At 74.1% G+C, this 14265-nt stretch carries 13 protein-coding genes; 4 read left to right on the forward strand and 9 right to left on the reverse strand.

The annotated features are described in order from the left end of the window. Window positions 1-93: 93 nt before the first annotated feature. From AB0L25_RS19220 to AB0L25_RS19230, 3 genes are read right to left on the reverse strand one after another with little or no spacing between them, the layout of a single operon-like run. Window positions 94-399: a DUF6191 domain-containing protein gene (locus AB0L25_RS19220; RefSeq protein ID WP_500173870.1), complete on the reverse strand. Its 306-nt coding sequence runs from the start codon at window positions 397-399 to the stop codon at window positions 94-96. Window positions 400-449: 50 nt separating this feature from the next. Beyond that, on the reverse strand, window positions 450-1112 hold the full coding sequence (locus tag AB0L25_RS19225) for a DNA alkylation repair protein (RefSeq protein ID WP_500173871.1): 663 nt from the start codon (window positions 1110-1112) through the stop codon (window positions 450-452). A 34-nt stretch (window positions 1113-1146) separates the two neighbouring features. Next, complete coding sequence (locus tag AB0L25_RS19230) at window positions 1147-2349, reverse strand: alpha/beta hydrolase fold domain-containing protein (RefSeq protein WP_500173873.1); 1203 nt, start codon at window positions 2347-2349, stop codon at window positions 1147-1149. Window positions 2350-2412: 63 nt separating this feature from the next. Between AB0L25_RS19230 and AB0L25_RS19235 the strand changes: the two genes are divergently transcribed. After that, window positions 2413-3036 (forward strand): TetR/AcrR family transcriptional regulator, encoded by a 624-nt coding sequence (locus tag AB0L25_RS19235; protein WP_500173875.1) that lies wholly within the window; start codon window positions 2413-2415, stop codon window positions 3034-3036. Window positions 3037-3054: 18 nt separating this feature from the next. Here the strand turns inward: AB0L25_RS19235 and AB0L25_RS19240 are convergent, their stop codons facing one another. Beyond that, complete coding sequence (locus AB0L25_RS19240) at window positions 3055-3906, reverse strand: SDR family NAD(P)-dependent oxidoreductase (RefSeq protein WP_500173877.1); 852 nt, start codon at window positions 3904-3906, stop codon at window positions 3055-3057. Between the two features lie 61 nt (window positions 3907-3967). Between AB0L25_RS19240 and AB0L25_RS19245 the strand changes: the two genes are divergently transcribed. Beyond that, complete coding sequence (locus tag AB0L25_RS19245; protein WP_500173879.1) at window positions 3968-4558, forward strand: TetR family transcriptional regulator; 591 nt, start codon at window positions 3968-3970, stop codon at window positions 4556-4558. Between the two features lie 97 nt (window positions 4559-4655). Here the strand turns inward: AB0L25_RS19245 and AB0L25_RS19250 are convergent, their stop codons facing one another. The 3 genes from AB0L25_RS19250 to AB0L25_RS19260 all read right to left on the reverse strand — a co-directional run bounded on the left by AB0L25_RS19250 (window position 4656) and on the right by AB0L25_RS19260 (window position 9797). After that, complete coding sequence (locus AB0L25_RS19250) at window positions 4656-7589, reverse strand: GH92 family glycosyl hydrolase (protein ID WP_500173881.1); 2934 nt, start codon at window positions 7587-7589, stop codon at window positions 4656-4658. A gap of 199 nt (window positions 7590-7788) precedes the next feature. Continuing rightward, a complete protein-coding gene (locus AB0L25_RS19255; RefSeq protein ID WP_500173883.1) occupies window positions 7789-8937 on the reverse strand; it encodes an NDMA-dependent alcohol dehydrogenase in 1149 nt (382 codons plus the stop codon). A gap of 185 nt (window positions 8938-9122) precedes the next feature. Continuing rightward, window positions 9123-9797: a TetR/AcrR family transcriptional regulator gene (locus AB0L25_RS19260; protein ID WP_500173886.1), complete on the reverse strand. Its 675-nt coding sequence runs from the start codon at window positions 9795-9797 to the stop codon at window positions 9123-9125. A gap of 89 nt (window positions 9798-9886) precedes the next feature. Here AB0L25_RS19260 and AB0L25_RS19265 point away from each other — a divergent pair, with 89 nt between their 5' ends. Further along, a complete protein-coding gene (locus AB0L25_RS19265) occupies window positions 9887-10597 on the forward strand; it encodes an NAD(P)-dependent oxidoreductase (protein ID WP_500173888.1) in 711 nt (236 codons plus the stop codon). A 41-nt stretch (window positions 10598-10638) separates the two neighbouring features. Here the strand turns inward: AB0L25_RS19265 and AB0L25_RS19270 are convergent, their stop codons facing one another. Beyond that, window positions 10639-12093, reverse strand: coding sequence for a sialidase family protein (locus AB0L25_RS19270; RefSeq protein ID WP_500173890.1), 1455 nt, complete (start codon window positions 12091-12093; stop codon window positions 10639-10641). Between the two features lie 149 nt (window positions 12094-12242). Here AB0L25_RS19270 and AB0L25_RS19275 point away from each other — a divergent pair, with 149 nt between their 5' ends. Next, window positions 12243-12752 (forward strand): GNAT family N-acetyltransferase, encoded by a 510-nt coding sequence (locus AB0L25_RS19275; RefSeq protein WP_500174083.1) that lies wholly within the window; start codon window positions 12243-12245, stop codon window positions 12750-12752. Between the two features lie 32 nt (window positions 12753-12784). Here the strand turns inward: AB0L25_RS19275 and AB0L25_RS19280 are convergent, their stop codons facing one another. After that, window positions 12785-14122 carry an MFS transporter gene (locus tag AB0L25_RS19280; RefSeq protein WP_500173892.1) on the reverse strand — a complete coding sequence of 446 codons (1338 nt, stop codon included), beginning with the start codon at window positions 14120-14122 and terminating at the stop codon, window positions 12785-12787. Between the last annotated feature and the right edge of the window lie 143 nt (window positions 14123-14265).

Raw genomic sequence — 14265 nt, forward strand, 5'->3', positions numbered from 1 at the left:
CCCGGGCGCCCGCCCGGACGGCGCGCCGCGGACGTCACCTCTCGCCCGTAAGCCAATCGTTGGCACTGCCAACGGTTGCGGGACCGGCGGGCGTCAGGGGCGCCGGACGATCGCGGTGCCGGCGTCGAGGTCGACGCGGGTGCGCGGGGGCGCGGCGTCGCCCTCCTCGTCGCGCAGCATCAGCGACGAGGCGCGCTCGTCCTGCCGGTGGCGGTGGGTGCCGTGGAAGAACGCGTCCAGCTCGCCGACCACGATCGACGACACCGGACGGCCGGTCTCGTCACGGCGCCACGGCAGGCGGAACCTGCGGTGCGCCCACAGGCCCGCGTGGTCGAGGGCGGCGAACAGGAGCAGCCCGAGGACGAGCCCGGGGATCGTCATGAACGCGATGGCGGCCATGCCCGCACAACGATCGCGCCCCGCTGCGGGTTGCGGGTCGCGGGTTGCCGCTAGCGGCGGCTCACCATCGCGTTGATCCAGACGGGCGCGTAGGGGGACGTGCAGCCCGGGGAGGTCGGGTAGTCCTTGAGGACCTCCAGGCGCTCGCCGATGCCGATCGCGCGGGCGCGGTGCTCGGCGTGCTCGATCCCGATGTGGCCCAGGCACTCGTTCATGGCCCACTGCAGGCGTTCCGGGGCGTCCTTCATCTCCGCCTCGATGACGTCGAGCAGGCCGGGGAGGTCGAGGCCGTCCGGCTTCTTGCGGACGCGTTCGGTGGTCAGCGCCCACCCGGCGCTCGCGACCACGGGGTCGGGGTCGGCGAACCAGGCCACGCGCAGCTCCTCGGCGTGCCGGCTCTTCTTCACGACGTAGTTCACGAGCCAGTCGTGCACCTTCGGGGTGCGGGCCTCGCGCAGCATGGCGTCCAGCTCGGCGCGCTCGAACGCCTTGGGGCGGCAGATCAGCAGCGCCAGCAGCCGCGCCGCGGTGTCGCCCGTCCCCCAGAGTTCGCGCGCGAGGTCGTGTTGCGTCTTCAGCCGCTTCGCGATCGCGCGCAGCGCGCCCAGATTTACGCCGTGATCGTCACCGTGCCGCTCGTTCACCGCGCGGATCTTCGGGTCGTCGAGCGCGGCCAGCTCGGCCGTCACCTCGGTCAGCGTCGCCTCGGCCACCGCGGCCTCCCGTCCGTTCGCCTGTGGTCTCACCCTACGGCCTGGACGCGGGCGGCCGGAGGTGCGCGGCGAAGTGCCCGACGATCGCGTGCCGGGCGATCCGGCTCGCGAAGCCGCCCCAGTTGAGGTCGAACATGTGCCCGGCGTGGGAGATCTCGACGAGCCGGTTCGGGACGCCCGCCGCGGTGAGGCGCGCGGCGAGGGCGCGGGAGTCCCGCGGCGGGGCGAACATGTCCCGGCCGCCGTGGATCAGCAGGGTCGGGGGCAGCCCCGGACGGACGTGCCGGATCGGCGACGCGGCCCGGTACGCGGCGGGACGTTCGGCGGGCGAGCCGCCCATCATGGTCTCGGTCGCGGCGGCGAGCTCGGCGCCGATCGGCGAGTGCCGCTGCCGCCACGGGACCGCCTCCGACGCCAGGTCGGTGATCGAGTACCACGCGACGACCGTCCTGACCGGCACCGGTTCCGCCGGGCAGCTCGGCGGGATCCGCCCGGGGGCGGTGTAGACGGCCTGCAGGACGGCGAGCCCGCCGGCGGACTGGCCCATGACCGCGATGCGGCCCGGGTCCCCGCCGTACGCGGGCGCGTGCTCGGCGATCCAGCCGAGCGCGCACAGCAGGTCGGCGGCGGGCATCTGCCAGCGGCCGGGCGGCGCCACCCGGTAGTCGACGTCGAAGACGACGTGGCCGCGGTCGGCGAGCCACGCGTCCCAGCGCGGCAGGAGGCTCTGCGGGAGGTCCTCGGCGCCGCCGTGCACGTTGACGACGACCGGCCGCGGACCTCCGCCGGGCCTGGGCCGCCACACGTCCAGTTCGAGGGCCGTCCCGCCGGGACGCGCGTAGACGACGGTCTCGGGTTCGCGGTCGGCGGTGGTGGCCAGGCCCGCGAGGTGGTCGCCGAGCCCGAGGTCCGCGCCGTGGGAGCGCGCGTCGGCCCAGGCGCTCGCGGCGGGGAGCAGCGCGCCGGCGAGGACGAGCGCGTTGGCGGCGGACGCCGCCGTCGCCGCGGCGCGGGACCGCCCGGCGGCGCGCCGCCGGGCGAGCAGGGACAGGGCGAGGCCCGCGGCGGCGGGCACGGCGGCGAGCAGGCTGAACTCCACGAGCAGGAGGCCGAGCTGCCAGGCCGTCCAGGACGGGGGCGGGAGCAGGACGAGCGCCGCCGCGGCGAGTCCGGTCAGCGCGGCGGCGGTCCCGGCGGCGAGGGCGGCACGGGCGGAGCGGGGGGTGCGGGTGGTCATGACACGCAGAATACATTTGTATCGATACGAATGTATGCTCATCGGGTGCGACACAATGGACGGGTGCCGAGATCGGTGGACAGGGAGGCGCGCCGCCGCGACGTCGCGGACGCGCTGTTCCGCATCGCCGCGCGGCAGGGGCTGGGCGGCGTCAGCATGCGCACGGTCGCCGCCGAGGCGGGCTTCTCCCTCGGGGCGGTGCAGCGCTACTTCACGACCAAGGAGCAGATGCTCCGGTTCGCGTTCGACCAGGCCGTCGCGGCCGCGCGGGCCCGGATGGCCCGGGTCCCGGGCGGCACCGGCGGCGACTCCGTGCCCGAACTGCTCCGCCGGGCGCTGCTGGCGTTCCTCCCGGCGGACGAGCGGGGCCTGGCCGAGGCCCGCATCTGGGCCGCGTTCTACGCCGAGGCCGTCGTCCGTCCGTCCTTCGCCGAGGCGCTCGACGAGATCGACGCCGAGGCGCGCGCGAACCTCCGGGCGGCGTTCGCCCGCGGGCAGGAGGCCGGCGACTTCCCGCGCGACCGCTCCCCCGAGGAGCTGGCCGAACTGGTCCTCGTCCTGCTGGACGGCCTCTGGTGGAACGCCGTGCGGCGGCCCGCCGGGGTCCCGCCCGCAGCGCAGCGCGGCATCGTCGACACGGCGGTCGCGCTGCTCACCGCGTCGCCCCGGCAGACCGCACCGCGCTGACGCCCCGGGCGCCCGGCTTCAGGGGGCGACGCCGCCGAGGCGGGCGCACAGGTCCCAGACGGCGTCGCAGGCGCGCTCGTCCAGGACGCTCGCGGGCCACGGGACGCGCTTCGCCTTCGCGTCGACGTAGACGCCGGTCACCCCCTCCATCTCCGGGCTGGACGCCAGGTGGACGCTGGACCGCGCGGCCTTGGCGACGTCGTTCAGCAGCCGGGGCCCGAGCAGCCGCAGGACCGGGACGACCGGCCGGTAGGCGTACGGGAACGCGGCGGCGGTCGCGGCCCGGTTGCCGGGCGTGTAGGCGTGCCCGGGGTAGGCGACGTTGACGCTGACGCCGTCCACGGCGGCGAAGCGGCGGCTCATCGCCATCACGGCGGTCTTCGCGTGGTTGTACTGGGAGAACGTCCAGCCCAGGTAGCGCTTCTCGCCCTGCAGGTTGTCCGGGTCGAGCGGGCCGCCGGGGATGCCGCCGGTGAGGTTGACGACGCGCGCGGCGGGGGCGGCGCGCAGCAGCGGCAGCAGCAGGCAGGTCAGCGTGTAGGGCGCGAGGACGTTCGCCGCGAACGTCGTCTCGACGCCGTCCGCGGTGAGCGTGCGCCCCGCGGTCATGCCGCCGAGGTTGTTGACGAGCACGTCGAGGCGGTCGTGCCGGGCGCGCACCTCGGCGGCGAGGGCGCGCAGGCCGGCGAGCGTGGACAGGTCCGCGGTCACCGCGGCGGCCCCGGGCCCGAGCTCGCGGGCGGCGGCGTCCGCGCGGCCCCGGTCGCGGCCGACGAGGATCACCCGCGCGCCCCGCGCGGCGAGCCCGCGCGCCGTCTCCTTGCCGATCCCGCCGGTGCTGCCCGTCACCAGGACGGTCTTGCCGTTCATCTCATCTCCTTGTCACCGGGTGACATGTTCGCCTCAGCATGCCATGAAGTATCCTCGGTGCGTGAACGGGGAGCGGGTTTCGGGACTGCGGGAACGGACGCGGCGCGCGGTGCGGGCCGAGCTGGCGGAGCTGGCGCTCGGGCTGTTCGTCGAGCGCGGCTACGAGGAGACGAAGGTCGAGGACGTCGCGGCGGCGGCGGGGCTGTCCAAGCGCAGCTTCTTCCGCTACTTCCCGTCCAAGGAGGACGTCGTGTTCGGCGACGTCGAGGACCTGGCCGACGAGGTCGCCGCGGCCGTCCGGTCGCGCCCGGCGGACGAGCCGCCGTGGACGGCGCTGCGGATCGTCCTGCGCGAGTGGGAGGAGCGGATCCACGCGGCGCAGCGGGATCCGGCGGTGCTGCGGCTCATCGAGTCGACGCCCGCGCTGCGCGCGCGCCTGCACCAGCGGCGGGACGAGATGCGCGCGCGGATCGCTGCCGCGCTGCGCGAGCGGCCGGGCGCCGGGCTCGACGCGTTCACCGCCGACCTGCTCACCGGGTGCGCGGCCGCCGCGCTGGACGCCGCGGGCCGCGAGTGGCTCCGCCGCGACGGCGACGCCGACCGCGGCGAGCTGGTCGACCGCGCGTTCGCCGCCCTGGCGCCCGTCCGCTGACGGCCGCGCCGCGCGTCGCCCGCCCCGGCCCTGAGCGGGCGGGACGGGCGAGCGTTTCTCCGGCCGGATCATCCGGCCGGTTCGTTCGGCCGGTGCGTCAGCCGGTCTTCGGCGCCGTCGCGACGTCGAAGACGTGCATGATGCCGCGGTCGGTGCCCTCGGGGAGGACGACCTCGTCGACGACCTTGGCGGGGTCGAGCGGCACGGTGCGGGAGGCGAACACGCGGAACGTGCCGTCGCCCGCCGAGCCGTCGGCGTTGTTGCGGCCCCGCACGGTGACCAGCTCGGTGGCGCCCCCGGACGCGGACGCCGCCCAGTCGGGGAACGCGACCTCCACCCGCTGCGTCGACCCGTCGGTGTACCGCACCGTCGCGGTGCCCGCCGAGGGACCGTTCGTCGCCAGGCCGAGGAACGCGATGCCGGTGGACGGCTCGTCCGGCAGGTCGATCCGCTGGCCGTGCGGGATCCAGTTGTCGGGCTCGCCCGGTGCGGCGTCCGGCCAGGTGAACGCGATGCCCGAGCCGCCGAGCGGGAGGCGGGCGCCCGGCCGGGCGCCCGCCGCGGCGAGGGCCTCGCGCGACAGCGACCAGTCGCTCAGGTCGAGCGAGCCGAGGTTCCCGCGGCCCGCGGGCGTGGTGCCCGCGTTGTTGCGGGCGTCGGCGCCCTCCGTGTACGAGGGCGGCACGTCGTCCGCGCCGGTGCCCCAGTCGCCGGGCGTGCGGGACATCTCGAAGACGAGGTTCCCGCCCGACCGGACGACCTCCGCGCCGACCCACGACGCGGTCTGCGCGCGGCCGTTCACGCGCAGGCCGGTGGTGTAGCGCGCCCCGTCCTCGACGCCGCGCGCCCTGATCCGGATGCGCTCGCCGCCGCCGGCCGGGTCGATGACGATCCGCTCGAACATCGGCGCGGTCGCGACGAGGTCGCCCGTCCCGTGGATCGCCGGGTAGACCCCGAGGTTCGCGAACACGTACCACGCGCTCAGGGACCCCTGGTCGTCGTTGCCCGGCAGGCCCGACGGGGTGGTGTCGTACATCTCGGTGACCGCGCGGTACAGGACGTCCGTCGTCTTGTGCGGCGCCCGCAGCCAGTTGTAGACCCACGGCGTGCCGAACGCGGGCTGGTTCGACAGGTAGTTGCCGGTCTTGGTGTACGCGCCCGCGTCGAGGTCCTCCATGAGGACGTCGAGCGCCTTCGTCGACGCCTCGATCCCGCCGCGCTTCTCGATCAGCGTCGCGAGGTTGTGCGGGACGTGCCAGCCGTACTGGTACCCGGTCGACTGGTTGAACTGCCCGCGCCCGGCGGCGTCGTCACGGACGCGCAGGTCGAAGCCCCGGTCGAAGCCGGTGCGCTCCCGCGGGCGGATGTGCCGGGTCTCGGGGTCGAAGACGTTCATCCAGTTCTGGGCCCGGCCCATGAAGAACGCGTGGGACTCGGCGTCGCCGAGGCGTTCGGCGAGCCGCGCGATCGCGAAGTCGTCCACGGCGTACTCCAACACGCGCGAGGTCGCGAAGTCGCCCTTGCGGTTCTCGATCATCCCGGTGGCGAAGTACTGGTAGCCGTCCGTCCGGGTGGTCCGCGTCGCCGGGAGGACCTGCGTCCCGACCATCGACCGCAGCGCGGCCTCGCGGTCGTAGTCGGTGGCGCCCATGTCGTCGAGGGTCGCCACGATCACCTGGAGGTTGTCGCCCTGCATCCGGGCCGCGCCGGGCGCCCAGCCGCCCGTCTGCTCGGTCAGCAGGACGATCGACCGGTTGATGTCGCTCGCCACCTTCGGGAACGTCATCGCGATGAGCTGCGCCTGGCTCCGGTACATGTCCCACCCGGACCCGGCGAAGTTCATGTAGAAGTGCCGGCCCTTCCCGACCGTGTGCACCTTGCCGTCGTACCCGAGGTACTCGCCGTTGACGTCGTCCCGGACGTTCGGGTGCAGGAACGAGTGGTAGAGCGCCGTGTAGAACTTCGTGCGCGCCTCGTCGGAGCCGCCCCGCACGTCGATCGTGCCCAGCGCGTCCTTCCAGAGGCGCGCCGCCTCGTTGCGGACCTTGCCGAAGCCCGACCGCCCGACCTCGGCGTCCCGGTTCGCGGCGGCGTTCTCCACGCTGACGAAGCTGAGCCCCGTCTTCGCCGTCACCTTCGCACCGTCGGCAAAGGTGATCCAGGCGCCGTTGTCGTGCCGGTAGTCGACGTTCGTGGCGTCGCCCGCCTTGCGGACGTGCGACCGCCCGGCGGTCATCTCGCCGTCCTTCCACACCCCGTACGACGCGAACGGCTGGTCATAGGTGGTGGAGAAGTACGCCCGGTAGTGGTTGCCGTTGTCGCAGATGTCGGCGCCGTGCATCCACCCGCTGACGGTGCGGGTCTCCGGGTCGATCGTGACCTCGCTGCCGTACGTGCGGTTGTTCGGCCCCGACACGTCCAGGATGAGCGTCGCGTCGCCGCTCGCCGGGAAGTCGAACGTGCTCACGCCCGTCCGGGCGCTCGCGGTCAGCTCGGCGGTCACCCCGTTGTCCAGGCCGACGCGGTAGTAGCCGGGCTCGGCCTTCTCGTTCGCGTGGTCGAACTTCAGGTAGTACTTCTTGATGTCGTCGGACGGGTTGGACGGCAGCACGCCGTCGACGAGTTCGCCCGCGTAGGGGATCGTCGGGAACTCGTACCCGCCGTAGCGTCCGGTGCAGCCCGAACCCGAGTACCGCGTCATCCCGAAGCCGCGGATGAGGTCGGCGGTGTACTCGTAGCCGCCCTTCTCCCCCACCAGCGCGGGCCCCGGCTTGTAGGTCGTGGGGCTCGGCTGCACCATCCCGAACGGCACCGAGGCGCCCGGGTAGGTGTTCCCGTAGGCGTCGTTGCTCTTGTTCTGGGTGGTGTCCATCTCGGTGCCGATGAACGGGTCGACCGCCTCGAACGCCGGCAGTTCGGCGGCCAGGGCGGGGGGCGGTGCCCCGAGGAGCGTCAGCGACACCGCGCCGGCCAGCGCCCCGGCGGTCAGCGCGGATCTGCGCCGTCCCCGCGCACTTCTCCACAAACGCATGCTCGTTCCCTTCGTGAGGTCAACCGCGTCAGCCTGGTGCGCGAAGACGATCGCCGCCGGACGGACGGCCGACGCGAAGATCAACAACGGGTGACGGGAACGCGGGCGGGCGCGGGCGGCGCCGGAACGGCCGATCCCCCGGCCGCCGGGGACCGGCGGCCGGGGGATCGGCGGGACGCCCGTCCGGCGGGCGGCCGGATCAGTACATGATCACGCCGCGGAGGTTCTTGCCGTCGAGCATGTCCTGGTAGCCCTGGTTGATCTCGTCGAGCGTGTAGGTGTTCGTCATCAGCTCGTCGAGCTTCAGCTTCCCGTCCTCGTACAGGCGCAGCAGGCGCGTGATGTCGCGGCGCGGGTTGGAGTTGCCGAAGATGCAGCCGACCAGCTCCTTGCGCTGCATCGCCAGGTCGAACAGGTTGAGCTTGACGTCCTCCTGGACGATCGGCGCGACCGCCGTCACGACGCCGCGGCCGCCCTTGGAGACCATCCCCATCATCGGCTGGATCAGCTCGCCGGTGGCGACGCCCGTCGTGAGGATGACCTTGTCGGCGTTCGCGCCCCAGGTCATCTCCGCGAGCTTGGCCGCGGCCTCCTCCATCGACGACGCCGCGTGCGTCGCGCCGAACGTCGACACGGCGGCCTCGGCCTTCCAGGCGACCGGGTCGACCGCGATGACGTGCCGGGCGCCCGCCATCGCCGCGCCCTGCACGGCGTTCATCCCGATGCCGCCCAGGCCGATCACCACGACGGTCTCCCCCGCCTGGACGTTCGCCGCGTTGACGGCCGAACCCCATCCGGTGGTGACGCCGCAGCCGAGGAGCGCCGCCTTGTCGAGCGGGATCCACGGGTCGATCTTGACGCAGGACGCCTCGTTCACCACGGTGTACGGGGCGAACGTGCCGGTCAGGCACATGGTCCCGAGGTCCTCGCCCTTGGTGGAGTGGTGCCGCGACGTGTTGTCGCTGATCTGCCGTCCGCCGAGCAGGACGGAACCGTAGTCGCACAGGTGCTGGCGTCCCATCGCGCACGACGGGCACCGCCCGCAGGACGGGATGAACGACAGGACGACGTGGTCGCCCTCCTGCAGGGACGTGACGCCCGGGCCGACCTCGACGACCTCGCCGGCGCCCTCGTGCCCGCCGACGCACGGGAACTGGTTCCAGCCCATCAGGTCGGCGATCTCGGGGTCGAGGACCATGTCCCCGGTGCGCAGGTGCTCGTCGGAGTGGCACAGCCCCGCCGCCGTGAGCTTGACCTTGACCTCTCCCGCCTTCGGATCATCGAGCTCGATGGTCTCCACACTCCAGTCGGTGCGGGGTTCCCTCAGGATTGCCGCTCGCGTCTGCACTGGCGCCTCCTCCGATCCGGGGCCCTCTTACCGACGCGCCGGGCGCGGGGCCACGGCGCCCCCGGTAACTAGACGCTTATGACTTTAGCGAATTTTGCATAGAATGTCGTTCGGTCTTACAGTAGAATTGGATTATTCTCGACGGGCCGTCATGACCCGGTGGTCATCTGATGGCCGCCCGGTGGTCATCGAGAGCGCGCGAGCCGCTCCTCGAGGCCGTCCAGCACGAGTTCCAGCCCGTACCCGAACTCCTCGGCGTAGGAGTATCCCGGGACGAGCGCGTGCTCGGTGATCAGCTCGGCGAGGTGCGGGTACCCGCCGTCGGGCATCGCGTCGAGGAGTCCCCCCGCGACGTCCTCGACCTCGTTTTCCGCCGGGAACGGCAGGCTCGTCTCGGTCAGGACGAAGCCGTACACGTACGCGTCGATGACGGAGATCGCGTGCGCCGTCAGCGCGATCGAGAACCCGGCGCCGCGCAGGCAGCCGAGCACCGTGTCGTGGTGGCGCAGCAGCGCCGGGCCCGGCGTCGTCCGCGAGTCGAGCAGCCCGAGGGCCCAGGGATGGCGCGCGAGGACGTCGCGCGCCGACGCCGCCCGGTCGCGCATGGCCTCCCGCCAGGGCCGGTCCGGGTCGGGCAGCGCGATGTCCGCGAAGATCCGGTCGACCAGGGCGTCGAGCAGCGCCTCCTTGCCCGCGATGTGGTGGTAGAGCGACATCGCCTCCACGCCGAGTTCCTTCCCGACGTTGCGCATGCTCACGGCCGTCGCGCCGCCGGCGTCGGCGACCCGCACCGCCGCGTCGACGATCTTCTCGCGGGTGAGCGCGGGCCGATCGCCGCGCCGCCCGGATCCGGTGGCCACAGTCGGGCACCTCCGCTCGTCCCGATCCTTATTTACAGGTGTAAGTCTCCATCGTATGGTCGACTTACGACCGTAAGGAGAAGGCGAACATGGACGAAGCGATGGACCGGCCGGCCCGCATCTGCGTCGTCGGCGCGTCCGGCAAGCTCGGCCGCTACATGGTGCGGCACTGCCTCGACCGCGGGTACGAGGTGGTCGGCGTGTGCCGGGAGCAGAGCGTCGGCAAGCTGGCCGACGTCGCCGACCGCATCACGATCCGCCCCGGCCGCACCGACGACCGGGAGGTGATCCGCGAAGCCGTCGAGGGATGCGACGGGGTGCTCACCGTCCTCGTGCCGTGGGGCGTCCGCGGGTACTCCACCGGCACCGCGCAGGCCGTCCTCGACCACGCCCGGCCCGGGGCGCGGCTGGTCTTCTCGTGCGGCTGGCACATCTCCCGCGACGGGCTCGACCGGTACCCGCTGCGGACGCGCGCGGTCGTCGCGCTGTTCACCGTGCTCGGCCGGCTGGCGCGCCTCGTCGACGTCCGCGACCAGGTCGCGGCCTGCCGCCGGATCTTCGACAGCGACACCCGCTGGACGGTCGTCCGGGGCAGCGACCTGGAGGAGGGGCCGAGCGAGGGGCTGCCGGTGTGGAGCAGGCACGTCGGCGACCCGGTGCTGAAGAGCAACCGCACCCGCCGGACGGACTTCGCGCTGTTCATGGTCGAGGCCCTGCGGGACGACTCCCTGGTCGGCGAGGCGCCGGCGATCGTCGGCCGCGCCTCCGCGTCGGCCAGGGCCCACGCGGAGGCGGCCTGAGGCGCCCGGCGGCCGGGCGGCGGCCCGCCGGGCGCTCCCGTCTACCGCGTCGTCCGGACGAACGCGGCCGCGCGTCCCGGCGCGTCCGGCTCGGCCCACGCGCTCACGAACGCGCCGCCCGCCGCGACCAGGCCCATCTGCTCGCCGAGGAAGTACCCGCGCGGGCTCGCCTCGTCGGGGATGCGCGGGGCCTCGCGCATGTCGAAGGACTCCCGGGTCAGCCGCGTCTCCCGCCACGGCGCCCCCGCGTCCGCGCACGAGCCCGTCCGGGCGGGACGGCACGTCGCCAGCCAGCGGTCGGTGCGCAGCGGCGCCGCGGCGTCGTCGTGGCGGAAGTCGGAGTAGGAGACGGCGACCGTCCCCCCGCGGCCGACCTCGACGGAGACCGTGAACGCCTGCCGGTTCGGCACCGGCACGGTCGCGGGCGTCCGGTTCGCCTGGACGGGCTCCGACCAGGTGCGGCCGCCGTCGCCGGACGACACCAGCGCGACGCCGTCCGCGGCGCCGCCGGTGAACCGCGCGTCCTGCCAGACGGCGTACAGCCGCCCGGTGCGCCGGTCGACGGCGACGTCCGCCAGGATGCTCGTCGTGTGCGAGACGTCCTCGCCCGACACCGGGTCCTTGATGAGGACCGTCGTCTCCATGTCGCCCACCTTCCGCGGCGCCGACCACGTCTCGCCGCCGTCCGCGGACCGCACGACCTGCACGCTGTACTCCGTCAGCCCCGGGCCGCCGCCGAACCGGACGTGCGTGTGGAAGTCCAGCAGCGTGCCGTCGTCGAGCGCGACCAGCCGGTGCCCGGTCACCATCGTCCCCTCGGCGGACGCCACGGTCACGCGGGGCGCCCCCCACGTCCGTCCGCCGTCGGTGCTGCGGGCGATCCAGCCGTCGTTGTTCGTCCGCGCCTCCGCCGGGAAGCGGGCGCCGGCCACGTACAGGACGTTCGGGTCGCGGGGGTCGGGGACGGCCCCGCTGCCGTACACGCCGCCCTGGGCGGGGTCGTCCTCGTGCGCGACGAACGCCGGGCGCGTCCACGTCCGGCCCCCGTCGTCGGAGCGGACGGACAGCGCCGCGGACTCCGCGTAGTCGTCGGTGAAGACGCCGCCCGTCACGACGAGCCCGCCGTCGCGGGTGAACGTCACCGCGGGGTCGTCCACGTAGTCGAAGCGCCCGCCGGAGCAGCGGGTGAGGCCGGGCAAGACGGACCGCGTCCAGTGGCGGCCGCCGTCGCGGGAGACGGCGACGACCGCGCCGCGGTGGTGATCCTGGGGCCACACGGCGGCGAGGCGGCGGGGGTCCGCCGGGTCGGCCGCCAGGGCGGGCTCGACGGCCCCGGCGGCCATCTTCCCGTCGATCGCGCCCGCGGCGCAGCCGGCGAACGGGCTCGGCCCGGACAGCCGCTGCGGGCCGGGCCCCGCCACGGCGGCCGCGGCCGTCCCGGACAGGGCCAGCGCGGGGACCAGGAGAGCGGCGAGGACGAGCGGTGCGGGTCGCATGGTCGACTCCTTCCGAAGGGTGCCGCCATCGTCCGGAGCCGGCACCGCCCCGGTCGTCCCCCGCCCGGCGCAACCGCCCGTACCCCGCGGGAAGCAACCGGTGCCCGCGTGCGTACGCCCGCGCCGTTCACGTATCGTTACGGTTCATGATCGAGTTGCGGGGCGCGTCCGTCGTGCTGCGCCCGACCGTCCCCGAGGACGTCCCGGCACTGGCCGCCATCCGCGCCCGGCCCGAGGTGCGCGCGCGGTGGGGCGGCGGCGCCGACCTGGAGGCCGACGTCGCGGCCGACCTGCAGGACCCGGACGTCACGCTGTACACCGTCCGCCTGGAGGACCGGATCGTCGGCATGGTGCAGTGGTACGCCGAGGACGACCCGGAGTACCGGCACGCGGGCATCGACCTGTTCCTCGACCCCGCCGTGCACGGCGGCGGCCTCGGCACCGACACCGTCCGCACGATGGCCCGGCACCTCGTCGACGACCACGGCTTCCACCGCCTCGTCATCGACCCGGCGGCCGACAACGCCCCGGCCGTCCGCTGCTACGAGAAGGTCGGCTTCCGGCCGGTCGGCGTCATGCGCCAGTACGAGCGGGGCCCCGACGGCACCTGGCACGACTGCCTCCTCATGGACCTCCTGGCGGACGAACTCGTCCGCTGAACCCGCCGGGGCACCGGCCCTCCCCCGGTGCGTCACCCGATCGCGGTCAGGTCGCGGGTGCGGCCTTCGCGGGTGAGCAGCAGCGCGGCCCCGGCGGCGGCGAACGCGAGGATCCAGATGCCCCCGAGGAGCGGCAGCCCGCCGCCGACGACCAGCGCCGCCGCGATGGCGGGCGTGAAGCCGGCGCCGAGCGTGGAGGCGGTCTGGTAGGTCAGCGAGGCGCCCGTGTACCGCATGCGGGTCGGGAACAGCTCGGCGGTGAAGGCGCCGAACGGGCCGAAGATCACGCCCTGCAGCGCCTGCCCCAGGACGACCGCGCCCGCGAAGCCCCAGACCGTGCCGGTGTCGGCCAGCCACAGGATCGGGTAGGCCGCCAGGGCCGCCGCGATCATGCCGGCCAGCATCACCGGGCGGCGGCCGACGCGGTCGCTGAGCCGGGCGCTGACGATCACGACCGGGATCATGACGGCCGCGGCGGCGGCCTTGGCGTTCAGCACGCCCGTCTTGTCCGCCCCGGCGTCGACGGCGTGCGACACCGCCCACACGGTCACGATCCCGGCGAGGGTGTAGACGCTGGTCCCGGCCAGGATGCCCAGGGCCAGGTTCTTCGGGTGCCGCGTCAGCACCTCGACCAGCGGGAGCCTCCGCTTCTCCGCGGTGTCCTGGAGTTCCTGGAACAGCGGCGTCTCGGCGACCTTGAGCCGCACCACCAGGCCGACGCTGACCAGCGCGACGCTGAGCAGGAACGGTATCCGCCAGCCCCACGACATGAAGTCGTCCTCGGGGAGCAAGGTGCAGGCGCTCACCACCAGCGTGGCCAGTGTCGCGCCCGCCGGGGCGCCCATGTTCGCGAAGCTCGCCGCGAACCCGCGCCGGCCGCCGGGCGCGTGCTCCAGGCCGACGAGCATCGCGCCGCCCCACTCCCCGCCCACGGCGAGGCCCTGCACGATGCGCAGCACGACCAGCAGCACCGGGGCGGCGACCCCGATCTGCGCCGTGGTGGGCAGGAGGCCGATCAGGCAGGTCGCGACGCCCATGGTCACCATGGACACGACCAGGACGTTCTTGCGCCCGAGCCGGTCGCCGAAGTGACCGAAGATCGCGCCGCCCACCGGGCGGGCCGCGTACCCGGCGGCCAGCGTCCCGAAGGACGCGAACGCCGCGACGCCCGCGCCCGCCCCGGCGAAGAAGACGTCCTGGAACACGATGGCGGCGGCCGTCGCGTACAGCAGGAAGTCGTAGTACTCGATCAGGCTGCCGATGAAGCTGGACGCGAGGATGCGGCGCATCGCCGGCGTGTTCAGGCTGTCGGCCCGCCCGGCGCGCGGCGCGGGGTCCGGACCGGGGGCGGTCCGCCGGAGTGAGGTCATCGTCGTGCCCGTTTCTGCTGGGTGCTGGTCGCCCGGCCGGTCGCCGGACGCATCGCCGGCCCCGGTACCCGGGCCCGCCGTGTGAGGTGGACCACGGCGTGCGGTACAGCGTCACACCCGGCCCGCCGTGCACCCCAGCCTCG

The organism is Spirillospora sp. NPDC052242 (assembly GCF_040679555.1).
Classification (GTDB): domain Bacteria; phylum Actinomycetota; class Actinomycetes; order Streptosporangiales; family Streptosporangiaceae; genus Spirillospora.